Here is a 26225-nt window from a genome sequence, read left to right on the forward strand (position 1 = left end):
GAATCACTGGCGACATCAACCTCAAGGGTAAACGGGCATGAATAATCCTGTTTTAACGCAAAGCTGACGACAGCGAAAATATCCGGTTCCTGGCCATCCACTTCCAGAGTAAAGCGCAATCCTTGCTGTGACATAAGCGTGTTCCCGAATTATTTATGAATGTGATATATAATGTGAAAGCATAAAATAATTATATAAAGCAATGACTTACTTGATGACGAGATACTTGCATGAGTCCGGGAGAAGTAAGTGTGCGTACTATCACAAATAGAAAAATTCGGTTCAGGAGGTTTTCAACTGACGGGAATTCTCTTGTTTTCCCCGACCGCAGCGTGAGCTTTTTTTTGAAAAATGGCATATTCGTTCGTTTTTGTTTACCTTTAAAAATAACATTTCGTGATCACGATCTCATTGCGTTTATAGGGTTATTTTAAAGGAAGAGTAAATGGAAGATTTAAATGTTGTCGACAGTATCAACAATGCAGGCTCCTGGCTGGTACGCAACCAGGCGCTGCTGCTGAGTTATGCTGTCAACATCGTCGCAGCGCTGGCGATTATCATCGTCGGTATGATTGCGGCGCGGGTTATCTCCAACGCCGTCAATCGTTTGATGCTGTCGCGTAAAATTGATGCCACCGTTGCGGACTTTCTCGCTGCGCTGGCGCGCTATGCGGTTATCGCTTTCACATTAATTGCCGCGCTGGGTCGCGTCGGGGTGCAGACGGCCTCGGTGATCGCGGTGCTCGGTGCCGCCGGTCTGGCCGTCGGTCTCGCACTGCAGGGGTCGCTGTCTAACCTTGCCGCGGGCGTGCTGCTGGTGATGTTCCGTCCGTTCCGTGCGGGTGAATATGTCGATCTCGGCGGCGTGGCGGGGACGGTGCTGAACGTGCAGATTTTCTCCACCACCATGCGTACCGTTGACGGCAAAATCGTGGTGATCCCGAACGGGAAAATCATCGCCGGGAATATCATCAACTTCTCCCGCGAGCCGGTGCGCCGTAATGAATTTATTATTGGCGTGGCGTATGACTCAGATATCGATCAGGTTAAACAACTGGTGATGCAGATCCTCGAATCTGACGATCGCATTCTGAAAGATCGTGAGATGACAGTGCGTCTGAATGAGCTGGGCGCGTCGTCGGTGAACTTTGTGATCCGCGCGTGGAGCAAGAGCGGCGATCTGCAGGCGGTGTACTGGGACGTGCTGGAGCGCATTAAGCGTGACTTTGATGCCAACGGCATCAGCTTCCCGTATCCGCAAATGGACGTGAATTTTAAACGTCCACAAAAAGATACGAATTAATCGATGCTAAAAGGCCGGGCATCCGGCCTTTTTCTCATCTTCTTATATTAGCTTGGCTTATTGCTGATTAATATTATCAATTTCCGCTAATGATTTTCTCGCGATATAGTTTGCATCCATACTGAACTGAACGAGAAAGCTGTTGTGTTATCTTATTATTTTCAAGGTCTTGTGCTTGGCGCTGCCATGATCCTGCCCCTCGGCCCGCAAAACGCTTTTGTGATGAACCAGGGGATACGCCGCCAGTACCACATCATGATCGCGCTGCTCTGTGCGATGAGCGATTTGCTGCTGATCTGCGCCGGAATTTTTGGCGGCAGCGCGTTGCTGATGCAGTCGCCGTGGCTGCTGGCGCTGGTGACCTGGGGGGGCGTCGCGTTTCTGCTGTGGTACGGTTTTGGCGCGCTGAAAACGGCCATGAGCAGTAACCTCGAACTGGCCAGCGCGGAAGTGATGAAGCAGGGGCGCTGGAAGATTATTGCCACCATGCTGGCGGTGACCTGGCTGAATCCGCACGTTTACCTCGACACCTTTGTAGTGCTCGGTAGTCTCGGTGGTCAGCTGGACGCGATCCCCCGTCGCTGGTTTGCGATGGGCACCATCAGCGCCTCGTTCCTGTGGTTCTTCGGACTGGCGCTGCTGGCGGCCTGGCTGGCGCCGCGACTGCGGACCGCGAAAGCGCAGCGCATCATCAATATCCTGGTCGGGCTGGTGATGTGGTTCATCGCGTTTCAATTGGCAAAAGAAGGTGTTACGCACGTTCACAGCCTGTTCAACTAAGGCTTATCTTATGGACTTTTGGTCATCTGACGCTAAGCTTGCTGGCATGCGCCCTGTTTTGGGTGAACAACGTAACATGGAGGAACGACAGTGAAGTTCAACGTGATGGCCCTGGCGGCATTCATTGGTTTTAGTGGCATGTCGGTACAGGCAACTGAGTTGCCGGACGGCCCGCACATCGTCACCTCAGGGACGGCAAGCGTAGATGCGGTTCCGGATATCGCCACCCTGGCGATTGAAGTGAACATTGCGGCGAAAGATGCTGCGACGGCGAAGAAGCAGGCCGATGACCGTGTTGCGCAATATCTCTCCTTCCTCGAACAGAACGGGGTCGCGAAAAAAGACATCAGCTCCGCTAACCTGCGTACGCAACCCGACTACGACTACCAGAACGGCAAAAGCATACTCAAAGGCTACCGCGCGGTCCGTACTGTCGAAGTGACGCTGCGCCAGCTCGATAAGCTGAATGCGCTGCTGGACGGCGCGCTGAAAGCGGGGCTGAACGAGATCCGTTCCGTGTCGCTGGGCGTTGCGCAACCGGAAGCCTATAAAGACAAAGCGCGTAAAGCCGCGATTGATGACGCAGTGCATCAGGCGCAGCAACTGGCCTCTGGCTTTAACGGTAAGCTGGGTCCGGTTTACAGCATTCGTTACCACGTTTCCAACTATCAGCCGAGCCCGATGGTGCGGATGATGAAAGCGGATGCCGCACCGGTCTCTGCGCAGGAAACTTACGAGCAGCCGACAATCCAGTTCGACGATCAGGTCGATGTGGTCTTCCAGCTGGAACCTGCCGGGGCCACTGCCGCCACACAGCAGCCAAAAGCACAGTAAAACGCTCAAATGAAAGAGGCCGGGGTAATCCCGGCCTCTTTTAGTTCTGTCGCAATACGTTATGCCCGTAGTCGATCAGCGCATCGGTGACCCGACGCATCATGCGGCTTTCTGGCGCAAAACGGTGCCAGTAGAGCATCCGGCGCTGGAACAGGCCCGGCGTCAGATCGATAAGCTCGCCGCTCGCCAGTTCTTTCTCAATCTGCAGATGCGGGATCATACAGCAGGTGGTACTCTGACGCGCCAGCTGTACGAACGCTTCCGAAGAATTCACGATATGGCACGGCACGCTGCCCGGCGGCAGATCGAAATGCTGCTGCAGGAACGCCTGATGCATATCATCAAGATGGTCGAATGCCACGGCAGGTGCTTTCAGCAGCGCTGAACGCGTCACGCCGTTCGGGAAATAGCGTTCTGCAAAAGGCTTCGAGGCGACGAACAGGTAGTCCAGCGCGCCCAGTTGATCGACAAGGCAGCTCGGCAGCGCCTGCGGTTGAATACTCACCGCGCCCACCACTTCGCCCCGGCGCAGACGCTCCTGTGTACGGGTTTCGTCTTCCACCTGCAAATTCAGGCGAATCGGGGAGTCAGCAAGCACGCCCGCCAGCGCCGGCAGCAGCCAGGTCGCCAGACTGTCGGCGTTCACCGCCAGCGACAGCAGCAGCGGGGTGGAACCGATTTGCTCATCGCCCAGCCACTCCTCTTCCAGCAGTTCAACCTGACGCAGCAGCGCCAGCAGCTTTTGCCCCTGCTCGGTCGGACGTGGCGGAACGGTACGCACCAGCAACGGCTGCCCGAACATGTTTTCGAGCTGCTTGATGCGCTGCGAGACCGCCGATTGCGTGATGCACAGCTTCTGCGCCGCGCGCTCAAAGCCACGTTCCCGGATGACGGCATCCAGCGCCTGTAGTGTTCTGTAGTCAGGTCGTTTCATCTGATCTGGCTAACTCCTGTGAAGTCTTTATCCCGCACTATGACATAATTTTGTTTTTGATACAGACCAAATTGGTGACCTCGCTGGTCACAAGGCATTTGCTGATGATCTATAATGCGCGCACCACTCACTCCTTGGGTAACATCATGACGCAGGATGAACTGAAAAAAGCAGTAGGCTGGGCAGCCCTTCAATACGTACAACCAGGCACAATCGTGGGCGTGGGCACCGGCTCAACGGCCGCGCATTTTATTGATGCGCTCGGCACCATGAAAGGGCAGATTGAAGGCGCGGTTTCCAGCTCGGACGCTTCAACCGAAAAGCTGAAAAGCCTCGGGATCACCGTTTTTGATCTCAACGAAGTGGACCGTCTCGGCATTTACGTGGATGGCGCGGACGAAATCAACGATCACATGCAGATGATCAAAGGCGGCGGCGCGGCGCTGACCCGCGAAAAGATCATCGCCTCGGTGGCGGATAAATTTATCTGCATCGCCGATGCCACCAAGCAGGTGCCGATCCTCGGCAAGTTCCCGCTGCCGGTAGAAGTGATCCCGATGGCCCGTAGCGCCGTCGCGCGTGAACTGGTGCGTCTGGGCGGCCGCCCGGAATACCGTCAGGGCGTATTAACCGATAACGGCAACGTGATTCTGGATGTGCACGGTCTGGAAATTCTCGACCCCATCGCGCTGGAAAACGCCATCAACGGCATTCCCGGTGTGGTGACCGTTGGGCTGTTTGCCAACCGTGGCGCAGACGTCGCGCTGATCGGCACCGCCGATGGCGTTAAAACCATCGTGAAATGATCTGACGGGAGGCAAACGTCCTCCCGTAAAAAAAATTTCCATCGCGCCATTTCGGTGACTTGTGTCACATTTCTCCGCCGCGAGTGTTAATCGTACTGTCATATTTCTCAGCATCAGCATTTTGTCCTGCCTTTTCCCGCTGCATGACATTTCTTCAAATTGCCGACGCAAACGTTCATATTGCCGCGATAATTATTTTTGATATGTTGCTTAGGTGGACTTTTGTCCAACACAACATCAGAAAGAAAAAAGACAGGACGGGGAAATGGCTAAGGTATCACTGGAAAAAGACAAGATTAAATTTCTGTTGGTCGAAGGGGTGCATCAGAAAGCGCTGGATAACCTTCGTGCGGCGGGCTACACCAATATCGAATTTCATAAGGGCGCGCTCGATAACGAGCAACTGAAAGCGTCGATCCGTGATGCGCATTTCATCGGCCTGCGATCCCGTACCCACCTGACGGAAGAGATTTTCCAGGCGGCAGAAAAACTGGTTGCCGTGGGCTGTTTCTGTATCGGCACTAACCAGGTGGATCTCAACGCGGCGGCAAAACGCGGTATTCCGGTGTTTAACGCGCCGTTCTCGAATACCCGTTCCGTCGCGGAACTGGTGATTGGCGAGCTGCTGCTATTGCTGCGCGGCGTGCCGGAAGCGAACGCGAAAGCGCATCGTGGCGTGTGGAACAAACAGGCCGTTGGCAGCTTCGAAGCGCGCGGGAAAAAACTTGGCATCATTGGCTACGGGCATATCGGTACACAGCTGGGTATCCTGGCCGAGTCGCTGGGCATGCACGTCTATTTCTATGATATTGAAAACAAACTGCCGCTGGGCAATGCCACGCAGGTTCAACATCTTTCCGATCTGCTGAACATGAGCGATGTGGTGACCCTGCACGTGCCGGAAAACGCCTCCACCAAAAACATGATGGGGCAGAAAGAGCTGGCGCTGATGAAACCGGGATCGCTGCTGATCAACGCTGCGCGCGGCACCGTGGTTGATATTCCTGCGCTGTGCGAAGCGCTGGCGAGCAAACATCTGGCCGGGGCGGCAATTGACGTCTTCCCGACTGAACCGGCAACCAACAGCGATCCGTTCGTGTCGCCGCTGAGCGAGTTTGATAACGTGATCCTGACGCCGCATATCGGCGGTTCCACTCAGGAAGCGCAGGAAAACATCGGTCTGGAAGTGGCGGGCAAGCTGGCGAAATACTCTGATAATGGCTCCACGCTGTCGGCGGTCAACTTCCCGGAAGTCTCTCTGCCGCTGCACGGCGGTCGTCGTCTGCTGCATATCCACGAAAACCGTCCAGGCGTGCTGACAGCGCTAAACCAGATCTTCGCCGAGCAGGGCGTTAACATCGCGGCGCAGTATCTGCAAACCACTCCGCAGATGGGCTACGTAGTGATCGACATTGAAGCCGATGAAGACGTGGCAGAAAAAGCGTTGCTGAGTATGAAGGCCATTCCGGGTACTATTCGTGCACGTTTACTGTTCTGATTGAAAAAAGGGATCCTCTCGGGGATCCCTGTCAGCGATTGCGGTTAATCACGCTTACGATTCCGGCCACAGCCACAGTTTTGAGGGCGTAACGACGGCGGGCAGGGGAATGTCCCACTGCGCTGTCGGTAAGGCGTCTACCTGCTGGCAGTCGTGAGCGTAACCCACCGGGTGCAGCCCATGCTCGTGCCAGTGTTGCAGGGTGCGGTCGTAAAACCCGCCGCCCATGCCCAGGCGCTGTCCCTGCGCATCAAACGCCACCAGCGGCGTGATCAGCACATCAAGGCGGTTCAGCGGCAACACGTCGCGTACGTCGAGCTTTGGCTCCTGAATTTTCAGACGATTCACCACCAGCTCACTTTGCGGATGGTAATGCAAAAACAGCAGATTGCCGGGGCTGAACGGATGGAGCACCGGGAGATACACCCGCTTCCCGGCGCGCCAGAGCTGTTCAATCAGCGGACGCGTATCCAGTTCACCATCAAACGAGAGAAACAGCGCGACGGTATGCGCCATCACCACGGGCGAATACGCCATCATGCGGGCGGCGGCCTGTTGGGCGAAATGCTGTTGCTGTTGAGAGGTTAATGCGCGACGACGTTGCCGGATCTGCTGGCGAATGTCTTGTCTGGATAAGGGTGTTTCAGGAAGTTGGGTCATGGGTATCGGGAAGAGAGGGGAATCTCCGAGATGCCGCCGCAGGCTGTAACCCTTGAACCCGTGGTTCAAGGTGAATACGTCGTCACAGTCTTAAGGCTTCTCGGACTAACCGAGCATGCGCACCGACCATGGAGCGTCGCATTCTTGTTGTTTCAAATATCGGCTCAGGGGACTGGCCCGCTTGCGAACATCTCAGAGAAATTTTTGTCTTCAGGGTCACTCTACCACAGTTAACCATGAAGTGTTATTCAAACTTTTGCCCCGTTCTTTCGGTAATGCGACCCTGGTCAAGCAATGCCTGTTCAATGGTCTGTTGGAGCATCCGAATACGCTGTTCCATGCTGGCGGCGTAATCACGGGTCTTTGCTTTTTCCTGCGTTAACTCATAGCTGATGTTCAATGCGGCGATGAACACCAGTTGTTCTGTATTTGTGACTCTAGTGCGTTCTTTCAGATCATGCAACCGCTGATTGAGATCGTCCGCGGCCTGATTCAGGGCATCCCTTTGTTCAGGCGGGCAATTCACTCGCAGTGAACGGCCAAAAATTTGGATATCGACGGGTTGTGCAGACATGCCACCTTCCTGCTAATTGACTGCGCGGCCTTCACACCCAAATCCGGGTCTGCGAAGGGGCGACACTATAGCTACCCTGGTGTGATGATACAAGCCCTTTTCTGGTATCACCAGGGTCCAAAGTGGTAGCATAACATGATATTCCTCCCAACGACGATGAATGCGCATGTCTATACAGAACGAAATGCCTGGTTACAACGACGTTAACCAGTTACTGAACCAACAGGGAGTGGGCCTGACTCCCGCCGAAATGCACGGCCTCATCAGCGGGATACTCTGTGGCGGAAACAAAGACAGCAGCTGGCAGCCGCTGATCCACGATTTGACCAACGAAGGGTTGGCGTTCGGCCACGATCTGTCACAGGCGCTGCGTAATTTACACTCCGCCACCAGCGACGCGCTGGAAGACGAAGGCTTCCTTTTTCAGCTTTATCTGCCTGATGGCGACGACGTGTCGGTATTCGACCGCGCCGATGCGCTGGCCGGCTGGGTTAACCACTTCCTGCTGGGTCTCGGCGTCACGCAGCCGCGCCTCGATAAGATAAAAGGCGAAACGGGCGAAGCGATTGACGATTTGCGTAACATTGCTCAGCTCGGTTATGACGAAGACGAAGACCAGGAAGAACTGGAGATGTCGCTCGAAGAGATCGTGGAGTACGTTCGCGTGGCCGCGCTGCTGTGCCACGACACCTTCACGCATCCGCAACCGACCGCGCCGGAAGTTCGCAAACCGACACTGCACTAACCGCACATTGCTCAGGAGGTCGTCATGACACAACAAGAGTTTGACAGACGCCGTCAGGCATTGTTAGCGCAAATGCGGCCCGGCAGCGCGGCATTGATTTTCGCCGCGCCGGAAGCGACCCGCAGCGCAGACAGCGAATATCCGTACCGCCAGAGCAGCGATTTCTGGTATTTCACCGGTTTCAACGAGCCGGAAGCGGTGCTGGTGCTGATTAAAAGTGATGACACCCACAACCACAGCGTGCTGTTTAATCGCGTCCGCGATCTGACCGCTGAAATCTGGTTTGGCCGACGTCTCGGGCAGGACGCCGCCCCGGCGAAACTGGGTGTTGATCGCGCGCTGGCGTTCAGCGAAATCAATCAGCAACTGTATCAACTGCTCAACGGCCTGGACGCTATCTACCACGCTCAGGGCGAATACGCGTACGCCGACAACATCGTTTTTACCGCGCTTGATAAGCTGCGCAAAGGTGCACGCCAGAATCTGAGCGCTCCGGCATCCGTCATTGACTGGCGTCCGCTGGTGCATGAGATGCGTCTGTTCAAATCGGCAGAAGAGATTGCCGTCATGCGCCGTGCAGGAGAAATCACCGCGCTGGCCCATCGTCGGGCGATGGAAAAATGCCGTCCGGGGATGTTCGAATATCAGCTGGAAGGGGAAATTCACCACGAATTTACTCGCCATGGCGCGCGTTACCCGTCCTACAACACCATTGTGGGCGGCGGCGATAACGGCTGCATTCTCCACTACACCGAAAACGAATCGGAACTGCGCGATGGCGATCTGGTGCTGATCGACGCCGGTTGCGAATACAAAGGTTACGCGGGCGACATCACCCGAACTTTCCCGGTAAACGGCAAATTCACCCCAGCCCAGCGCGCGATTTACGACATCGTGCTGGAATCGCTGGAAACCGCGCTGACGCTCTACCGCCCAGGCACTTCGATGCAGGATGTGACCGGCGAGGTGGTGCGCATCATGATCAGCGGCCTGGTGAAGCTGGGCATTCTCAAGGGCGACGTCGATACGCTGATTAGCGAAAACGCGCACCGTAAATTTTTCATGCATGGCCTGAGCCACTGGCTGGGGGTCGACGGCCNGCTGACCGTCGAACCCGGGCTGTATATTGCCCCGGATGCTGACGTACCGGCGGAGTATCGCGGCATCGGCATTCGTATCGAAGATGACATCGTGATCACCGAAAACGGCAATGAAAATCTGACTGCCAGCGTGGTGAAAAAAGCCGATGACATCGAAGCGTTAATGGCAACGGCGAGAAAATCATGAGCATCATCATTGTTGGTGGCGGAATAAACGGCGCCACGCTGGCGCTGGCGATATCACAGCTGAGCGGCGGCCAAATGCCGGTGCATCTGGTGGAAGCCGTCGCGCCTGAAAGCCAGCAGCATCCGGGTTTTGACGCGCGCGCGATTGCGCTGGCGGCAGGCACTTGTCAGCAACTGGAGCGCGTGGGGATCTGGCAGGCGCTGCGTGATTGCGCCACCGCCATCAACACCGTCCACGTCAGCGATCGTGGGCACGCGGGTTTTGTCACCCTCGATGCGGCGGATTACTCTCTTCCGGCGCTCGGTCAGGTGGTGGAACTGCACGATGTCGGGCTGCGTCTGTTTGCCCTGCTGCGCAAAGCGCGCGGCGTGACGCTGCACTGTCCGGCGCGGGTTGAAGCCTTCACCCGTAGCGAAACAGGCGTGAGCGTAACGCTCGACACCGGCGACACCCTGCAGGGAAAGTTGCTGGTCGCGGCGGACGGTTCACGATCGGCGTTGGGCGAGCAGTGCGGCATTCACTGGCAGCAGCAGCCTTACGCGCAACTGGCGGTGATCGCCAACGTCAGCACCTCGATCGCCCATGATGGCCGCGCGTTCGAACGCTTCACCGAATTCGGCCCGCTCGCCATGCTGCCGATGTCCGAAGGCCGTTGTTCGCTGGTGTGGTGCCATCCGCTCGACAGACGCGATGAGGTGCTGGGCTGGTCGGACGCGCATTTTTGCAACGAATTACAGGCCGCGTTTGGCTGGCGGCTGGGGCGAATCACTCACGCCGGGCAACGCAGCGGCTATCCGCTCACGCTCACCACGGCCGATCGCGCCATTTCTCACCGCCTCGCGCTGGTCGGCAACGCCGCGCAGACGCTGCATCCTATCGCCGGGCAGGGGTTTAACCTCGGCTTGCGCGACGTGATGACGCTGGCGGAAATGGTCGCGCTGTCCGTTGACCCGGGCGATTATTCGCTGCTTTGCCGCTATCAGACGCGCCGTGGCGAAGATAAATCGGCCACCATTGGCGTCACCGACGGCTTAGTGCATCTGTTTGCCAACCGCTGGGCACCGCTGGTAGTGGGGCGCAATGTTGGGCTGATGGCAATGGAATTATTCACCCCGGCGCGTGACGCGCTGGCCCGGCGTACCCTTGGCATGGTGGCGAGATAAGGAGTCATAAAGTGCAAAGTGTTGATGTTGCTATCGTCGGCGGTGGCATGGTAGGGCTGGCGGTTGCCTGTGGCTTACAGGGCAGCGGCCTGCGCGTGGCGGTGCTGGAACAACATGCGCCGCAGTCGCTAAATCCCGAGGCGCCGCCTGCGCTGCGTGTCTCCGCCATTAACGCCGCCAGCGAAAAGTTGCTTTCACACCTTGGCGTGTGGTCGACCATTCAGGCGACGCGCGCCAGCCGCTATCACGGCATGGAAGTGTGGGACAAAGACAGTTTTGGCCGCATCGTGTTTGATGACCAAAGCATGGGCTTTACCCATCTTGGTCATATCGTTGAAAACACGGTCATTCACCACGCGCTGTGGCAAAAAGCGCAGCAGTGCAGCGATGTGACGCTGCTGGCACCCGCTGAAGTCAAACAAGTGGCATGGGGCGAGAACGAAGCGTTTATTACCCTGAAAGACAACAGCATGCTGACGGCACGTCTGGTAGTGGGCGCGGATGGCGCAAATTCCTGGCTGCGTAACAACGCTGATATTCCGCTGGCTTCCTGGGATTATCGTCATCATGCGCTGGTGGCAACCATTCGCACCGCAGATCCGCATCAGGCCACCGCCCGGCAGATTTTCCACGGCGAGGGCATTCTGGCTTTTCTGCCGCTGAGCGATCCGCATTTATCTTCGATCGTCTGGTCGCTGTCGCCGCAGGACGCGGAGCGTATGCAGCAGGCGAGCGAAGCAGAGTTTAATCAGGCGCTGACGATCGCCTTCGATAACCGCCTGGGCTTATGCCGGCTGGAAAGCGAACGGCTGGTGTTCCCGCTGACCGGGCGTTATGCCCGCCAGTTTGCAGCGCATCGTCTGGCTCTGGTCGGCGACGCGGCGCATACCATTCATCCGCTGGCCGGGCAGGGGGTTAACCTCGGCTTTATGGATGCGGCGGAACTGATTGACGAACTGAAACGGTTGCATCGCGAAGGCAAAGACATCGGGCAGCATTTTTATCTGCGCCGCTACGAACGCAGCCGCAAGCACAGCGCCGCGCTGATGCTGGCGGGTATGCAAGGTTTCCGCGAACTGTTCGCGGGCGAACATCCGGCAAAGAAACTGCTGCGTGACATCGGCCTTAAACTGGCCGACACGCTTCCCGGCGTCAAACCGCAGCTGATTCGCCAGGCGATGGGCCTCAACGATCTCCCGGACTGGTTACGTTAACCCCGTCACATTTCTCTTCCCGGCCATCGCGCCGGGAGATTTTCCCCTCGTTTGAAATATTCTAATTTCACCCTCTTTTTCGCATTAGATTTTGTAATGCTGCAAATTTCGCGCTGCGCGAATTTTGCCCGCGTTTCCGCACAAACTGTCACCTTGTCCTGGGTTTGCGTCACGAAATGTTAATTTTATGTGGCATTAATCGCATTTTTCCAGTTGATAACTCTGTAGAGTTTTTCGCTCATTTTGGTCATAAGCTAATGTGATGACCCGCTCTGCCTTATGGTTTACCACCGGGTTCAGTGGTAAGTTCAGGCGAAAGAGAACGTTTGCGTCGATGCGCGGGAGTGGCCTCGACGACGGGTTTTGCGGTGCCAAAAAACGCCGCAAAAAACAGGCTGACCTTGCTTATTCAACGAGGAAAAGATGGTTCAACAGACGCCTTTGTATGATCAACACACGCAGTGTGGCGCCCGCATGGTGGATTTCCATGGCTGGATGATGCCGCTGCACTACGGCTCCCAGATTGACGAGCACCACGCTGTCCGCACCGACGCCGGTATGTTCGACGTATCCCATATGACCATCGTCGATCTTCACGGCAGCCGGACCCGGGAGTTTCTGCGCTATCTGCTGGCGAACGATGTCGCCAAACTCACCACCCCCGGTAAAGCGCTCTACACAGGCATGCTCAATGCCTCCGCTGGCGTCATCGATGACCTGATTGTTTATTTCTTTACTGAAGATTTTTTCCGTCTTGTTGTTAACTCCGCGACCCGCGAAAAAGACCTTGCCTGGATAACCCAGCACGCTGAGCCTTACTCCATCGATATTACCGTGCGTGATGACCTGTCGCTGATCGCGGTACAGGGGCCGAACGCGAAGGTAAAAGCCGCCAGCCTGTTCAGCGATGAACAACGTAAAGCCGTCGAGGGCATGAAACCCTTCTTTGGCGTGCAGGCGGGCGATCTGTTTATTGCCACCACCGGCTACACCGGTGAAGCGGGCTATGAAATTGCCATGCCGAACGAAAAAGCGGCGGAGTTCTGGCGGGCGCTGATGGAAGCGGGCGTGAAGCCGTGCGGCCTTGGCGCGCGCGATACGTTGCGTCTGGAAGCCGGGATGAACCTGTACGGTCAGGAGATGGACGAAGGCGTCTCTCCGCTGGCCGCCAATATGGGTTGGACTGTTGCCTGGGAACCGGCCGATCGCGACTTCATCGGTCGTGAAGCGCTGGAATCACAGCGTGAAAAAGGCACCGAACAGCTGGTCGGCCTGGTGATGACTGAGAAAGGCGTTCTGCGCGGCGAACTGCCGGTCCGCTTCACCGACGCTCAGGGCAATCAAAAAGAGGGCGTGATCACCAGCGGCTCTTTCTCGCCGACGCTGGGCTACAGTATTGCGCTGGCGCGCGTGCCGCAGGGCATTGGCGATACCGCCGTGGTGCAAATTCGTAACCGTGAAATGCCGGTCAAAGTGACGAAACCTGGTTTTGTACGCAATGGCAAGGCCATTGTGTAATCCTTTATTTTTTCTGGAGAAATGTGAATGAGCAATGTACCTGCAGAACTGAAATACAGCAAAGAACACGAATGGCTGCGTAAAGAAGCGGATGGCACCTACACCGTCGGCATCACCGAGCATGCGCAGGAGCTGCTGGGCGATATGGTATTCGTCGATCTGCCGGACGTCGGCAAAACCGTTGACGCGGGCGATGACTGCGCGGTAGCCGAATCGGTCAAAGCGGCGTCTGACATTTATGCGCCGATCAGCGGTGAAATCGTTGCAGTTAACGAAGAACTGAACGATTCCCCGGAGCTGGTTAACAGCGAGCCGTATACCGCAGGCTGGATTTTCAAAATCAAAGCCAGCGACGAATCCCAGATTGCCGATCTGCTGGACGCGACCGCGTACGAAGCTTTACTGGAAGACGAGTAACACCTTTTCTTGCCGGATGGCACTGCGTTTATCCGGCCTACTGCACGAACGTAGGCCCGGTAAGCGTCAGCGCCACCGGACAATTCTGTTACAGACAATCACGATTCACTGCACGTTTCAGGACCATCGCTCATGACACAGACTTTAGGCCAGCTTGAACACCGCGGCGCATTTATTGAACGTCACATTGGCCCGGATACTCAGCAACAGCAGGACATGCTGAAAGCCGTTGGCGCCGACTCGTTAAACGATCTCATCAGCCAGATCGTGCCAAAGGACATCCAGCTCGCCACACCACCGCAGGTGGGTGAGTCAACAACCGAATTCGCGGCGCTGGCCGAACTGAAAGCCATCGCCGGTCGCAACAAGCGCTTTAAGTCTTACATCGGCATGGGCTACACCGCCGTGCAATTGCCGCCGGTTATTCTGCGCAATATGCTGGAAAACCCAGGCTGGTATACCGCCTACACCCCGTATCAGCCGGAAGTGTCGCAGGGGCGCCTCGAAGCGCTGCTTAACTTCCAGCAGGTAACGCTGGATCTGACCGGGCTGGATATCGCTTCCGCCTCGCTGCTTGATGAAGCCACCGCCGCGGCAGAAGCGATGGCGATGGCCAAACGCGTCAGTAAACTGAAAAATGCCAACCGTTTCTTCGTGGCTGCTGACGTGCATCCGCAGACGCTGGACGTGGTACGCACCCGTGCGGAAACCTTCGGGTTTGACGTGATTGTCGATGATGCCGACAAAGTGCTGGATCACCAGGACGTGTTCGGCGTGCTGTTGCAGCAGGTTGGCACCACCGGCGAAATCCACGACTACCGCGCGCTGATTGCGGAACTGAAATCCCGTAAAGTGGTGGTCAGCGTGGCGGCCGATCTGATGACGCTGGTGCTATTGACCGCGCCGGGGAAACAGGGCGCGGATATTGTGTTTGGTTCTGCCCAGCGTTTCGGCGTACCGATGGGCTACGGTGGTCCGCACGCGGCGTTCTTTGCCGCAAAAGATGAATTCAAACGCTCCATGCCGGGCCGTATTATCGGCGTGTCGAAAGATGCCGCGGGCAACACCGCGCTGCGCATGGCGATGCAGACCCGCGAGCAGCATATCCGCCGCGAGAAAGCGAACTCCAACATTTGTACTTCCCAGGTGCTGCTGGCTAACATCGCCAGCCTGTACGCCGTATTCCACGGTCCGGCAGGGCTGAAGCGTATTGCGGGCCGCATTCACCGTCTGGCTGATATTCTGGCCGCGGGCCTGCAACAGAAAGGGCAGAAGCTGCGTTTCGCCCATTACTTTGACACCCTGTGTGTTGAAGTGGCCGACAAAGCCACGGTGCTGGCGCGTGCCGAAGCCGCTGAAATCAACCTGCGCAGCGACATCGTTGGCGCGGTGGGCATCACCCTCGACGAAACCACCACCCGCGAAGACGTGCTTAAGTTGTTCAGCGTGATCCTCGGTGATAACCACGGGCTGGATATCGACGCGCTGGATAAAGAAGTGGCACACGACAGCCGCTCCATTCCGGAAGCGATGCTGCGCAACGACGCGATCCTGAGCCATCCGGTGTTTAACCGCTATCACAGCGAAACCGAGATGATGCGCTACATGCACTCGCTGGAGCGTAAAGATCTGGCGCTGAACCAGGCGATGATCCCGCTCGGCTCCTGCACCATGAAGCTCAACGCCGCCGCTGAAATGCTGCCCATCACCTGGCCTGAGTTCGCCGAACTGCACCCGTTCTGTCCAACGGAGCAGGCGGAAGGCTATCAGCAGATGATTAGCCAGCTGTCCGACTGGCTGGTGAAACTGACCGGCTACGACGCCATTTGCATGCAGCCGAACTCCGGCGCGCAGGGCGAATACGCAGGCTTGCTGGCGATCCGTCACTATCACGAAAGCCGCAATGACGGGCACCGTGATATCTGCCTGATCCCAAGTTCGGCGCACGGCACCAACCCGGCGTCCGCGCAAATGGCGGGCATGCAGGTGGTGGTCGTTGCCTGTGATAAGAACGGCAATATCGATCTGGCGGATCTGCGCGCGAAAGCAGAGCAGGCGGGTGAAAATCTCTCCTGCATCATGGTGACTTACCCGTCCACCCACGGCGTGTACGAAGAGACTATCCGTGAAGTCTGCGAAATCGTGCATCAGTATGGTGGTCAGGTGTATCTTGACGGCGCAAACATGAACGCTCAGGTGGGGATTACCTCGCCAGGTTTCATCGGCGCGGACGTCTCGCACCTTAACCTGCATAAAACCTTCTGTATTCCGCACGGTGGTGGCGGCCCGGGTATGGGACCGATCGGCGTGAAATCTCACCTTGCGCCGTTTGTGCCAGGCCACAGCGTGGTGCAGATTGAAGGCATGCTGACCCGTCAGGGCGCGGTTTCTGCAGCACCGTTCGGCAGCGCCTCTATTCTGCCGATCAGCTGGATGTACATCCGCATGATGGGCGCGGAAGGGCTGAAGCAGGCGAGCCAGATGGCGATCCTCAACGCCAACTATATCGCCAGCCGTCTGAAAGACGCGTTCCCGGTGCTGTACACTGGTCGCGATGGCCGCGTGGCGCACGAGTGTATTCTCGATATTCGTCCGCTGAAAGAAGAGACTGGCATCAGCGAACTGGATATCGCCAAACGCCTGATTGACTACGGTTTCCATGCGCCGACCATGTCCTTCCCGGTTGCTGGCACGCTGATGGTAGAGCCGACAGAATCCGAAAGTAAAGTCGAGCTGGACCGCTTTATTGACGCGATGCTGGCCATCCGTAGCGAAATCGAGCGTGTGAAACAGGGTGAATGGACGCTGGAAGACAACCCGCTGGTTAACGCGCCGCACATCCAGAGCGAACTGGTGGCCGAGTGGGATCATGGCTACACCCGCGAGCAGGCGGTGTTCCCGGCAGGGTTCGCCAACAAATACTGGCCGACGGTAAAACGTCTGGACGATGTTTACGGTGACCGTAACCTGTTCTGCTCCTGTGTACCGATGAGCGAATATCAGTAATTATTAGACGTTGAATATGAGCCGGGTAAGCGTAAAGGCTACCCGGCTTTTTTATGCCATTGATTTCAAATGACTTAAAAAATAAGGAACGTGTGTGCGTTGAAATTCAATTGTAACGTTATGATTTTATAGTGGTTACGAAAGATAACGGTTTTATTTTAGCTAACAGGTGTTCACTGGAACTATTCTCAGTTACGCTATGTAAGCGTTAAAAGTATATTCGTTTTCCCGGAGCTCATCATGGTTCGCAAACCATTAATCACACAGGGTTACTCGCTGGCAGAGGAAATTGCCAACAGCATCAGCCACGGTATCGGGCTGGTGTTTGGTATTGTCGGTCTGGTGTTGCTGCTGGTGCAGGCGGTGGATGCGAAGGCCAGCGCGATGGCGATTACCAGTTACAGCCTGTACGGCGGCAGCATGATCCTGCTATTTCTCGCCTCGACGCTGTACCACGCCATTCCGCACCAGCGGGCAAAAATCTGGCTGAAAAAATTCGACCACTGCGCCATCTATTTGCTGATTGCCGGTACCTACACGCCATTTTTGCTGGTGGGGCTCGACTCGCCGCTGGCGCGCGGGCTGATGATTGTCATCTGGAGTCTGGCGCTGCTGGGCATTCTGTTCAAATTGACGATAGCTCACCGCTTTAAGGTGCTGTCGTTAATCACCTATCTGACGATGGGCTGGCTGTCGCTGATCGTGGTTTATCAACTGGCGATCAAACTGGCGGTTGGCGGCGTGACGCTGCTGGCGGTCGGTGGAGTGGTTTATTCGTTGGGGGTGATTTTTTACGTCAGTAAACGCATCCCGTACAACCATGCCATCTGGCACGGGTTTGTCCTTGGCGGCAGCGTCTGCCATTTCCTGGCGATTTATTTGTACGTCGGGCAGGTATAATCGTCATTGCCCGGCAGGCTCAGCGCCGCCGGGCAATGTCTTATTCGCTGTCGAGTGAATAAGGCAGCGGCTCGATACTCAGTGTATTGGCATCGTCGCGAACGCGGAACACGCTGTCCGGCTCCATGTCATTGTTCATCACCACCTGCACCAGCAGACGCCCGTCATCCAGTTGAACGGCGGCGAGTACGGTGCCGGTGCGGCGCCAGTTTTCACCCATCTTCAGTTCAAGATCTTCTCCCGCCTCCGGTACGCGGCTGGCGGTGCCTGCCAGATACCACATTGCGGCTTGTTAGCGCCGCGGAATTTCGCGCGGGCAACCATCTCCTGTCCGGTGTAACAGCCTTTCTTAAAGCTGATGCCACCCAGCGCCTGCAGGTTCGTTGCCTGCGGGATAAACTGACCGCTGTTGGCGCTGTCGATGACCGGAATACCCGCTTCGATGTCCAGCGCCAGCCACTGCTGGCTGTTGTTGAGCTGCGCTTCGCCGCGCAGGGCGTCGGTCACGCGCTGCGCCGTGGCAGCATCGGTGACCAGCAGGAAACGCTCGGCAGGCTGTTCAAACCACAGCACGGTAGTGCCGCCGTCCTGCGTCACCGGGTTTTCGGCATCCGGCAGCGCTGAGAACAGATTCGCCAGCGCGGCGCGAGCCTGAAACCCCGCCACGCCCAGCAGGACGCGTTCATCGTCCGGGGCAATCACCACTTTCGAGAAAACGGCATATTTCTTTAGCTCAGTGAGCTGGGCGTCACGCAGGCTGCGGCGCTCGATCCATGCGAAACCGTCGCCGGAACGGAACAGGCGCAGATTGCTCCACATTTTGCCTTTTCCGTCGCAGTGCGCGGCCAGCAGATGCTGATTTTCCGTCATGTGATCGACATCGGCGGTCACCTGGCCTTGCAGGTATTTTTGGCTGTCCGCGCCGGTGATCGTTGCCAGCGCCCAGTCGTCCAGGGTGATCAGCGTCAGCGGCAGACGTGCGGAGGCGGAAGGCTGGCGCGGAGGAAATGGAGTAAAAGCCATAATAATGTCCTGAATTGCTTAACGCTCGAATAATGACTAATGGTAAAAGAGACAGGCCCTAATGCAAGTGCTTTCAACAGGCCATTTGTGCCGTTTTACGGTTTTGCGTGCCGCTACGAAAAAAACTGAAAACCTTGCACATCAAAGGGTTTTTTGCTGAATCAGCGCCGCACAGTTTAATATTACTGTAAAGTAAGGGCGCAAAACGCGTTAAACTATTCTGTATTGTTATGCAGGAAGGACAACATGGACATTAATAATAAAGCTCGCATTCACTGGGCATGCCGTCGCGGTATGCGTGAACTTGATATCTCCATCATGCCGTTCTTTGAATATGAGTACGACACGCTGAGTGACGACGACAAACGCCTCTTTATTCGTCTGCTGGAGTGCGACGATCCGGATCTGTTTAACTGGCTGATGAATCACGGAAAACCCGCCGATGCCGAGTTACAGCGCATGGTGCTCTTAATTCAGACACGGAATCGGGAACGTGGTCCTGTGGCAATCTGATCTCCGCGTCTCGTGGCGCTCGCAATGGATTTCCCTTCTGCTTCACGGCGTAGTGGCGGCGGCGGTATTGTTGATGCCCTGGCCGCTCAGCTATACCCCGTTGTGGCTGCTGCTGTTATCGCTGGTGGTGTTCGATAGCGTACGCAGCCAGCGGCGGATAAACGCCCGGCAGGGCGAAATCAAACTGCTGATGGACGGGCGGCTGCGCTGGCAAAATCAGGAGTGGGAAATCATCGGTACACCGTGGATGCTGAACGTCGGTATGCTGTTGCGTTTGCGTCGGTTGGGGCAACGTCGCTGCCAGCATTTGTGGCTGGCGGCAGACAGTATGGATAGCAAGGAGTGGCGCGATTTGCGCCGGGTGATGCTGCAAAGACCGGCGCAGGAATAGCGTGTGGCGTCAGGCGAACTGCTCGGCCATTTCGCCGAGAATTTGCTCGCACCAGGTCTGGATGCGTTCGTCGCTCAGATCGTACTGATTGGTTTCATCCAGCGCGAGGCCAACAAACAATTGCCCGTCAGCGATGGTCGGTTTGGGGCTGGTAAATTCGTAACCTTCTGTCGGCCAGTAGCCAATGAATGTCACGCCTTTCGTCGCCAGCTTGTCGTGCAGCATGCCGAGCGCATCAAGGAACCATTCGCCGTAACCCAGCTGATCGCCCATTCCGTAAAGCGCGACGATTTTGCCCTGCAGATTCAGCGTGTCGAGCTGTTCCCAGACGGCTTCCCAGTCTTCCTGAATTTCGCCAAAATCCCAGGTGGGGATACCGAGGATCAGCACATCGTACTGCTCCATTAACGCCGGTGAGTCATCTTTCACATTATGCAGCGTGACCAGTTCGCTGCCGATAATGTCGCGAATTTTCTCCGCGGCCATTTCGGTGTAGCAGGTGCTGGAACCGTAGAAAAGACCAATCTTCATCGCCTGAACATCTCATTTCTTGCTATGACTTCGCGCTAGTGTAACAGAAATGCGGTCGGTTCAGGCATAATGGCACGGGTTGCACACTCAGAGAGGCCAATGGGGTGGAAAAGGATCTCGCACTGATCGAACAGTTTCTTGATGCGTTGTGGCTTGAGAAAAATCTGGCGGAAAATACGCTCAACGCCTATCGTCGGGATCTGTCCATGCTGGTGGAATGGCTACAGCATCGCGGACTGACGCTTGAAACGGTAATGAACGACGATCTCCAGGCGTTGCTGGCGGAACGGCAGGCGGGCGGGTATAAAGCGACCAGCACCGCACGGCTGTTAAGCGCGATGCGCCGTCTTTTCCAGCACCTGTATCGTGAAAAAATTCGTACTGACGATCCGAGCGCGCGGCTGGCGTCGCCGAAGCTGCCGCAGCGGTTGCCGAAAGATCTCAGTGAAGCGCAGGTTGACCGCCTTCTGCAGGCGCCGCTGGTGGATCAGCCGCTGGAGTTACGCGATAAAGCCATGCTGGAAGTGCTTTATGCTACCGGCCTGCGCGTCACCGAGCTGGTGAGCCTGTCGATGAGCGATATCAGCCTGCGTCAGGGCGTGGTGCGGGTCATCGGTAAAGGCAATAAAGAACGGCTGGGTCCGCTGGGGGGCACAACAGATGACGCGCCAGACCTTCTGGCACAGAATTAAACACTATGCCCTGCAGGCGGGCATAGACAGCGAAAAGCTCTCGCCGCACGTTTTACGGCATGCGTTCGCGACACACTTGCTGAACCACGGCGCGGATCTCCGCGTGGTGCAGATGCTGCTTGGGCACAGCGATCTTTCCACGACGCAGATTTACACCCATGTCGCCACCGAACGCCTGCGGCAACTTCATCAACAGCATCACCCGCGAGCGTGAGTGCTGATAAAAAGGAAATGGTATGAAAAAAGGTTTACTGATGTTCACTCTGCTGGCCGCCTCGCTGTCCGGTATGGCCCATGCAGATGATGCCGCCATTAAACAGTCGCTGGCTAAGCTCGGCGTTCAGAATCCGGAGATCGAGACCGCGCCGGTGGCGGGGATGAAAACCGTACTGACCGACAGCGGCGTGTTGTACGTCACCGAGGACGGCAAACACATCATTCAGGGGCCAATGTACGACGTGAGTGGCGCGCAGCCGGTTAACATCACTAATCAGCTGTTAATGACCCGCCTGGACGCGCTGCAAAAAGAGATGATCGTCTACAAAGCGCCGCAGGAAAAACACGTCATTACGGTTTTCACCGACATCACCTGCGGTTACTGCCACAAGCTGCATGAAGAGATGAAAGACTACAACGCGCTGGGCATTACCGTGCGTTATCTGGCGTTCCCGCGTCAGGGGATCCAGAGCCAGGCCGAGCAGGATATGAAAGCCATCTGGTGTGCGAAAGATCGTAATAAAGCCTTTGATGACGCGATGGGCGGCAAAGATGTGCAACCGGCAAGTTGCGACGTCAATATCGCTAAACACTACGCGCTGGGCGTGCAGTTTGGCGTGAACGGCACGCCAGCGATTGTGCTGAACAACGGCTTTGTCGTACCGGGTTACCAGGGGCCAAAAGAGATGAAAGCCTTCCTGGATGCACACCAGAAACAGACCAGCGGTAACTGATTCGCGTGAAACCACAGATTCAACTTCGTCGTCGTGAAGTCGACGACACGGTGCAGCTTCCCGACGATCTCCCGGCGCTGCTGCGCCGTCTGTATGCCAGCCGTGGCGTAAAAAGCGCCGACGATCTTGAACGCAGCGTCAAAGGTATGCTGCCCTGGCAGCAGCTCAGCGGCGTGGAAAAAGCCGTAGAGATCCTTTACAACGCGTTTCGCGAAGGCGTGCGGATCATGGTGGTGGGCGATTTCGACGCCGACGGTGCCACCAGTACGGCGCTGAGCGTGCTGGCCATGCGCGCGCTGGGCTGTGAGAACGTTGCCTATCTGGTGCCTAACCGTTTCGAAGATGGTTATGGTCTCAGTCCCGAAGTGGTCGAACAGGCTCACGCGCGCGGCGCGCAGCTGATCGTCACCGTTGATAACGGCATCTCTTCTCACGCCGGTGTGGAGCGGGCGCATGCGCTGGGGATCCCGGTGCTGGTCACCGATCACCATCTGCCGGGCGACACGCTTCCTGCCGCCGAAGCGATCATCAACCCCAATTTGCGTGACTGCAATTTCCCGTCGAAATCGCTGGCAGGCGTTGGCGTCGCGTTTTATCTGATGCTGGCGTTGCGCACGCATTTGCGCGATCGGGGCTGGTTTGACGCGCGCGGCATTGCGGTGCCTAATCTGGCGGAACTGCTGGACCTGGTGGCGCTGGGCACCGTGGCTGACGTGGTGCCGCTCGACGCCAACAACCGCATTCTTACCTGGCAGGGGCTGAGCCGCATCCGTGCGGGCAAATGCCGTCCGGGGATCAAAGCGTTACTGGAAGTTTCCAACCGCGATGCGCAGAAGCTGGCGGCCAGCGATCTCGGCTTCGCGCTGGGCCCACGGCTGAATGCGGCGGGGCGGCTGGATGATATGTCCGTCGGCGTGGCGCTGCTGCTGTGCGATAACCCCGGTGAAGCACGGGTGCTGGCGAACGAGCTTGATGCGCTTAACCAGACGCGTAAAGAGATAGAGCAGGGGATGCAGGCCGAAGCGTTGACCCTGTGCGAAAAACTGGAGCGCAGCCGTGCAACGCTGCCCGGGGGGCTGGCAATGTATCACCCCGAATGGCATCAGGGCGTAGTGGGTATTCTGGCATCCAGAATCAAAGAGCGTTTTCACCGTCCGGTGATCGCCTTTGCACCCGCGGGCGACGGCACGCTGAAAGGTTCCGGGCGTTCCATTCAGGGGCTGCACATGCGCGATGCGCTGGAGCGGCTGGGTACGCNTCGAAGAAGCGCGTTTCGACGAGTTCCAGCAGCGTTTTGGCGAGCTGGTGACCGAATGGCTCGATCCGTCGCTGTTGCAGGGCGAAATCGTTTCTGACGGTCCGCTTTCTCCCACCGAAATGACGCTGGAAGTGGCGCAGATGCTGCGCGACGCGGGCCCGTGGGGACAAATGTTTCCAGAACCGCTGTTCGACGGGCGCTTTCGCCTGCTGCAACAGCGCATCGTCGGCGAACGTCATCTCAAGGTGATGGTGGAACCTGTTGGCGGCGGGCCGCTGCTGGACGGCATCGCCTTTAACATCGATACCACCTGCTGGCCCGATAACGGCGTGCGTGAAGTTGAACTGGCGTATAAGTTGGATATCAATGAGTTTCGTGGCAACCGAAGCGTACAGCTGATCATTGACAATATCTGGCCGGGATAACCGTGAGTTTCGCTATAAAAAAAGGCGGAAATCCGTTAAAATTCCGACTTTATCGCCGCATTTTACAAGTCCATTAAAGAAAACAGACCATGTTTGAAATTAATCCGGTAAAAAACCGCATTCAGGATCTCACTGAACGTTCCGACGTTCTTAGGGGGTATCTTTGACTATGATGCTAAGAAAGAACGTCTCGAAGAAGTAAATGCCGAGCTGGAACAGCCGGATGTCTGGAACGAACCCGAACGCGCGCAGGCGCTGGGTAAAGAACGTTCCTCCCTCGAAGCCATCGTTGAAACGCTGGATCTCATGTCCCAGGGGCTGGACGATGTTTCCGGTTTGCTGGAGCTGGCCGTTGAGGCCGACGACGAAGAAACCTTCAATGAAGCGGTTGCTGAGCTTGATCAACTGGAAGAGAAGCTGGCTCAGTTAGAATTCCGTCGCATGTTCTCTGGTGAATACGACAGCGCTGACTGCTATCTCGATATCCAGGCCGGTTCCGGCGGTACGGAAGCGCAGGACTGGGCGAGCATGCTGCTGCGTATGTACCTGCGCTGGGCTGAAGCTCGCGGGTTCAAGACCGAAGTGATTGAAGAGTCAGAAGGTGAAGTCGCGGGCCTGAAATCCGCCACCATCAAAATTTCGGGTGACTATGCCTACGGCTGGCTGGGCCCCAGCTCCGCGTTCGTTTACCCGGAAGTGGATGATGATATCGACATCGATATCAACCCGGCGGATCTGCGTATTGACGTCTATCGCGCGTCGGGCGCGGGCGGTCAGCACGTTAACCGTACGGAATCTGCGGTACGTATTACCCATATTCCGACCGGGCTGGTGACACAGTGTCAGAATGACCGCTCACAGCACAAGAACAAAGACCAGGCCATGAAGCAGATGAAAGCGAAGCTTTATGAGCTGGAAATGCAAAAGAAGAATGCCGAGAAACAGGCGATGGAAGACACCAAATCCGACATCGGCTGGGGGAGCCAGATTCGCTCTTACGTCCTGGACGACTCGCGCATTAAAGATTTGCGTACTGGTGTAGAGACCCGCAATACCCAGGCCGTGCTGGATGGCAGCCTGGATCAATTTATCGAAGCAAGTTTGAAAGCAGGGTTATGAGGAACCAAAATGTCTGAACAACAAGCACAAGGTGCCGACGAGGCAATTGACCTTAATAATGAACTGAAATCCCGCCGTGAAAAGCTGGCAGCGCTGCGTGAAGAGCAGGCTGTCGCTTTCCCGAATGATTTCCGTCGCGATCACACCTCTGACCAATTGCACTCTGAATTCGATGGAAAGGAAAACGAAGAACTCGGATCCCTGAACGTTGAAGTCTCTGTTGCTGGCCGTATGATGACCCGTCGAATCATGGGTAAAGCCTCCTTCGTCACGCTGCAGGACGTCGGTGGCCGTATTCAGCTGTATGTGTCACGTGACGATCTGCCGGAAGGCATTTACAACGAACAATTCAAAAAATGGGATCTCGGCGACATCGTTGGCGCCCGCGGTAAACTGTTCAAAACGCAGACCGGTGAGCTCTCCATTCACTGTACTGAACTGCGTCTGCTGACCAAAGCACTGCGCCCGCTGCCGGATAAGTTCCACGGCCTGCAGGATCAGGAAGCTCGTTATCGTCAGCGTTATCTGGATCTCATCTCTAACGATGAATCCCGTCACACCTTTAAAGTGCGTTCTCAAATCCTGGCTGGCATGCGTAAATTCATGGTTGAGCGCGGCTTCATGGAAGTGGAAACCCCGATGCTGCAGGTGATCCCGGGTGGTGCGTCTGCACGTCCGTTCATCACTCACCACAACGCTCTGGACATGGACATGTACCTGCGTATCGCGCCGGAACTGTACCTGAAACGTCTGGTGGTTGGCGGCTTCGAACGCGTTTTCGAAATCAACCGTAACTTCCGTAACGAAGGTATCTCCGTTCGCCATAACCCTGAGTTCACCATGATGGAACTCTACATGGCTTACGCCGATTACAAAGATCTGATCGAGCTGACCGAATCTCTGTTCCGTACGCTGGCAGAAACCGTGCTGGGTAAAACAGAAGTGCCTTACGGCGAACATACGTTCGACTTCGGCAAGCCGTTCATCAAACTGACCATGCGCGAAGCGATCAAGAAATACCGTCCGGAAACCAACATGGCGGATCTGGATAACTTCGACTCGGCGAAAGCCATCGCAGAATCTGTCGGCATTCATGTTGAGAAGAGCTGGGGTCTGGGCCGCATCGTCACGGAAATCTTCGATGAAGTGGCAGAAGCGCACCTGATTCAGCCAACCTTCATCACTGAATACCCGGCAGAAGTGTCTCCGCTGGCGCGTCGTAATGACCATAACCCGGAAATCACTGACCGCTTTGAATTCTTCATCGGCGGCCGTGAAATCGGTAACGGCTTCAGCGAGCTGAACGATGCGCAGGATCAGGCGCAGCGCTTTAAAGATCAGGTTGCGGCGAAAGACGCAGGCGATGACGAAGCGATGTTCTACGACGAAGACTACGTGACCGCGCTTGAACATGGTCTGCCGCCGACTGCTGGTCTGGGTATCGGTATCGACCGTATGATCATGCTGTTCACCAACAGCCACACCATTCGCGACGTGATTCTGTTCCCGGCCCTGCGCCCACAGAAATAATCGTCTGATGGTGGAAAGCCCCCTGGCTCGCGAGAGCGAAGGGGCTTTTTTTTGCCCGCAGATTATTGAGTCTGGGCGATTTTAAGCGTCGCCAGGCATTGGCATCCTGCTTCAGGCTGCTATCATAGGCCATCCGATTATCGCCGTTTGAGGA

General features: G+C 56.3%; 22 protein-coding genes, 1 other RNA gene and 3 pseudogenes. 20 read left to right on the forward strand and 6 right to left on the reverse strand.

The features are described from left to right. Positions 1-445: 445 nt before the first annotated feature. The 3 genes from GM30_RS16160 (at position 446) to GM30_RS16170 (ending at position 2917) form a co-directional block, all read left to right on the forward strand. On the forward strand, positions 446-1303 hold the full coding sequence (locus GM30_RS16160; RefSeq protein ID WP_049849459.1) for a small-conductance mechanosensitive channel MscS: 858 nt from the start codon (positions 446-448) through the stop codon (positions 1301-1303). Positions 1304-1447: 144 nt separating this feature from the next. Continuing rightward, positions 1448-2083 (forward strand): arginine exporter ArgO, encoded by a 636-nt coding sequence (argO, locus tag GM30_RS16165; protein WP_049849460.1) that lies wholly within the window; start codon positions 1448-1450, stop codon positions 2081-2083. 90 nt (positions 2084-2173) lie between these two features. Beyond that, positions 2174-2917 (forward strand): oxidative stress defense protein, encoded by a 744-nt coding sequence (locus GM30_RS16170; RefSeq protein WP_049849461.1) that lies wholly within the window; start codon positions 2174-2176, stop codon positions 2915-2917. A gap of 40 nt (positions 2918-2957) precedes the next feature. On the opposite strand, the gene argP is transcribed toward GM30_RS16170, so the two are convergent. Continuing rightward, positions 2958-3851 (reverse strand): DNA-binding transcriptional regulator ArgP, encoded by an 894-nt coding sequence (gene argP, locus GM30_RS16175; protein ID WP_049849462.1) that lies wholly within the window; start codon positions 3849-3851, stop codon positions 2958-2960. Positions 3852-3997: 146 nt separating this feature from the next. Between argP and rpiA the strand changes: the two genes are divergently transcribed. Next, entirely contained in the window at positions 3998-4657 is a 660-nt protein-coding gene (gene rpiA / locus GM30_RS16180) for a ribose-5-phosphate isomerase RpiA (protein WP_049849535.1), read from the forward strand. Positions 4658-4922: 265 nt separating this feature from the next. Further along, positions 4923-6155 (forward strand): phosphoglycerate dehydrogenase, encoded by a 1233-nt coding sequence (gene serA, locus GM30_RS16185; RefSeq protein WP_049849463.1) that lies wholly within the window; start codon positions 4923-4925, stop codon positions 6153-6155. Positions 6156-6209: 54 nt separating this feature from the next. Here the strand turns inward: serA and GM30_RS16190 are convergent, their stop codons facing one another. The 3 genes from GM30_RS16190 to zapA form a co-directional block, all read right to left on the reverse strand. Then, on the reverse strand, positions 6210-6815 hold the full coding sequence (locus GM30_RS16190) for a 5-formyltetrahydrofolate cyclo-ligase (protein WP_049849464.1): 606 nt from the start codon (positions 6813-6815) through the stop codon (positions 6210-6212). 18 nt (positions 6816-6833) lie between these two features. Then, positions 6834-7017: non-coding RNA, 6S RNA (gene ssrS / locus GM30_RS24715), on the reverse strand. A gap of 42 nt (positions 7018-7059) precedes the next feature. After that, complete coding sequence (gene zapA, locus GM30_RS16195; protein ID WP_038158105.1) at positions 7060-7389, reverse strand: cell division protein ZapA; 330 nt, start codon at positions 7387-7389, stop codon at positions 7060-7062. A 166-nt stretch (positions 7390-7555) separates the two neighbouring features. Here zapA and GM30_RS16200 point away from each other — a divergent pair, with 166 nt between their 5' ends. The 8 genes from GM30_RS16200 (at position 7556) to trhA (ending at position 17639) form a co-directional block, all read left to right on the forward strand. Further along, positions 7556-8134, forward strand: coding sequence for a YecA/YgfB family protein (locus GM30_RS16200; RefSeq protein ID WP_124966067.1), 579 nt, complete (start codon positions 7556-7558; stop codon positions 8132-8134). 24 nt (positions 8135-8158) lie between these two features. Further along, on the forward strand, positions 8159-9421 hold the full coding sequence (gene pepP, locus GM30_RS16205) for a Xaa-Pro aminopeptidase (protein WP_049849466.1): 1263 nt from the start codon (positions 8159-8161) through the stop codon (positions 9419-9421). After that, complete coding sequence (gene ubiH, locus GM30_RS16210; protein ID WP_049849467.1) at positions 9418-10584, forward strand: 2-octaprenyl-6-methoxyphenyl hydroxylase; 1167 nt, start codon at positions 9418-9420, stop codon at positions 10582-10584. Before pepP ends, ubiH begins: the two co-directional genes overlap by 4 nt. An 11-nt stretch (positions 10585-10595) precedes the next feature. Beyond that, positions 10596-11798 carry an FAD-dependent 2-octaprenylphenol hydroxylase gene (gene ubiI / locus GM30_RS16215; protein WP_049849468.1) on the forward strand — a complete coding sequence of 401 codons (1203 nt, stop codon included), beginning with the start codon at positions 10596-10598 and terminating at the stop codon, positions 11796-11798. Between the two features lie 423 nt (positions 11799-12221). After that, positions 12222-13316 carry a glycine cleavage system aminomethyltransferase GcvT gene (gene gcvT / locus GM30_RS16220; RefSeq protein WP_049849469.1) on the forward strand — a complete coding sequence of 365 codons (1095 nt, stop codon included), beginning with the start codon at positions 12222-12224 and terminating at the stop codon, positions 13314-13316. Positions 13317-13343: 27 nt separating this feature from the next. Beyond that, positions 13344-13733, forward strand: a complete 390-nt coding sequence (gcvH, locus tag GM30_RS16225) for a glycine cleavage system protein GcvH (protein WP_049849470.1) — start codon at positions 13344-13346, stop codon at positions 13731-13733. 132 nt (positions 13734-13865) lie between these two features. Then, positions 13866-16739 carry an aminomethyl-transferring glycine dehydrogenase gene (gene gcvP, locus GM30_RS16230; protein WP_049849471.1) on the forward strand — a complete coding sequence of 958 codons (2874 nt, stop codon included), beginning with the start codon at positions 13866-13868 and terminating at the stop codon, positions 16737-16739. Between the two features lie 240 nt (positions 16740-16979). After that, positions 16980-17639: a PAQR family membrane homeostasis protein TrhA gene (gene trhA / locus GM30_RS16235; protein WP_049849472.1), complete on the forward strand. Its 660-nt coding sequence runs from the start codon at positions 16980-16982 to the stop codon at positions 17637-17639. Between the two features lie 40 nt (positions 17640-17679). Here the strand turns inward: trhA and ygfZ are convergent. Continuing rightward, positions 17680-18662 (reverse strand): annotated as a pseudogene (gene ygfZ / locus GM30_RS16240) (tRNA-modifying protein YgfZ). 246 nt (positions 18663-18908) lie between these two features. Here ygfZ and sdhE point away from each other — a divergent pair. Together sdhE and GM30_RS16250 are read left to right on the forward strand one after the other, a co-directional pair. Further along, entirely contained in the window at positions 18909-19175 is a 267-nt protein-coding gene (gene sdhE, locus GM30_RS16245; protein WP_049849473.1) for an FAD assembly factor SdhE, read from the forward strand. Continuing rightward, a complete protein-coding gene (locus GM30_RS16250; protein ID WP_049849474.1) occupies positions 19156-19566 on the forward strand; it encodes a protein YgfX in 411 nt (136 codons plus the stop codon). Before sdhE ends, GM30_RS16250 begins: the two co-directional genes overlap by 20 nt. A 9-nt stretch (positions 19567-19575) precedes the next feature. Here the strand turns inward: GM30_RS16250 and fldB are convergent, their stop codons facing one another. Then, the gene (fldB, locus tag GM30_RS16255; protein WP_049849475.1) at positions 19576-20097 is read right to left on the reverse strand and encodes a flavodoxin FldB; all 522 of its coding nucleotides are present in this window, start codon (positions 20095-20097) and stop codon (positions 19576-19578) included. A gap of 104 nt (positions 20098-20201) precedes the next feature. Between fldB and GM30_RS16260 the strand changes: the two are divergent. From GM30_RS16260 to lysS, 5 genes and pseudogenes are all read left to right on the forward strand, one after another. Beyond that, positions 20202-21003, forward strand: a pseudogene (locus GM30_RS16260) (site-specific tyrosine recombinase XerD). A 22-nt stretch (positions 21004-21025) separates the two neighbouring features. Beyond that, positions 21026-21739: a bifunctional protein-disulfide isomerase/oxidoreductase DsbC gene (dsbC, locus tag GM30_RS16265; protein ID WP_049849476.1), complete on the forward strand. Its 714-nt coding sequence runs from the start codon at positions 21026-21028 to the stop codon at positions 21737-21739. Between the two features lie 5 nt (positions 21740-21744). Continuing rightward, positions 21745-23422: pseudogene (recJ, locus tag GM30_RS16270) on the forward strand (single-stranded-DNA-specific exonuclease RecJ). Positions 23423-23511: 89 nt separating this feature from the next. Continuing rightward, a protein-coding gene (locus tag GM30_RS16275; protein WP_155483997.1) for a PCRF domain-containing protein occupies positions 23512-24541 on the forward strand; the annotation gives its coding sequence in 2 pieces (ribosomal slippage) (positions 23512-23586 and positions 23588-24541; 1029 coding nt in all). Between the two features lie 9 nt (positions 24542-24550). Further along, on the forward strand, positions 24551-26071 hold the full coding sequence (gene lysS, locus GM30_RS16280; RefSeq protein WP_049849478.1) for a lysine--tRNA ligase: 1521 nt from the start codon (positions 24551-24553) through the stop codon (positions 26069-26071). Positions 26072-26225: the final 154 nt, after the last annotated feature.

It is taken from the genome of Trabulsiella odontotermitis (genome assembly GCF_001188485.1).
Lineage (GTDB): Bacteria > Pseudomonadota > Gammaproteobacteria > Enterobacterales > Enterobacteriaceae > Trabulsiella > Trabulsiella odontotermitis_A.

Bases quoted from the DNA above. Each gene is read 5' to 3' on its own strand.
- GM30_RS16160 (WP_049849459.1), top strand. From the start codon at position 446: ATGGAAGATTTAAATGTTGTCGACAGTATCAACAATGCAGGCTCCTGG.
- argP (WP_049849462.1), bottom strand. From the start codon at position 3,851: ATGAAACGACCTGACTACAGAACACTACAGGCGCTGGATGCCGTCATC.
- rpiA (WP_049849535.1), top strand. From the start codon at position 3,998: ATGACGCAGGATGAACTGAAAAAAGCAGTAGGCTGGGCAGCCCTTCAA.
- serA (WP_049849463.1), top strand. From the start codon at position 4,923: ATGGCTAAGGTATCACTGGAAAAAGACAAGATTAAATTTCTGTTGGTC.
- GM30_RS16190 (WP_049849464.1), bottom strand. From the start codon at position 6,815: ATGACCCAACTTCCTGAAACACCCTTATCCAGACAAGACATTCGCCAG.
- zapA (WP_038158105.1), bottom strand. From the start codon at position 7,389: ATGTCTGCACAACCCGTCGATATCCAAATTTTTGGCCGTTCACTGCGA.
- GM30_RS16200 (WP_124966067.1), top strand. From the start codon at position 7,556: ATGTCTATACAGAACGAAATGCCTGGTTACAACGACGTTAACCAGTTA.
- ubiH (WP_049849467.1), top strand. From the start codon at position 9,418: ATGAGCATCATCATTGTTGGTGGCGGAATAAACGGCGCCACGCTGGCG.
- gcvT (WP_049849469.1), top strand. From the start codon at position 12,222: ATGGTTCAACAGACGCCTTTGTATGATCAACACACGCAGTGTGGCGCC.
- gcvH (WP_049849470.1), top strand. From the start codon at position 13,344: ATGAGCAATGTACCTGCAGAACTGAAATACAGCAAAGAACACGAATGG.
- gcvP (WP_049849471.1), top strand. From the start codon at position 13,866: ATGACACAGACTTTAGGCCAGCTTGAACACCGCGGCGCATTTATTGAA.
- trhA (WP_049849472.1), top strand. From the start codon at position 16,980: ATGGTTCGCAAACCATTAATCACACAGGGTTACTCGCTGGCAGAGGAA.
- sdhE (WP_049849473.1), top strand. From the start codon at position 18,909: ATGGACATTAATAATAAAGCTCGCATTCACTGGGCATGCCGTCGCGGT.
- fldB (WP_049849475.1), bottom strand. From the start codon at position 20,097: ATGAAGATTGGTCTTTTCTACGGTTCCAGCACCTGCTACACCGAAATG.
- dsbC (WP_049849476.1), top strand. From the start codon at position 21,026: ATGAAAAAAGGTTTACTGATGTTCACTCTGCTGGCCGCCTCGCTGTCC.
- lysS (WP_049849478.1), top strand. From the start codon at position 24,551: ATGTCTGAACAACAAGCACAAGGTGCCGACGAGGCAATTGACCTTAAT.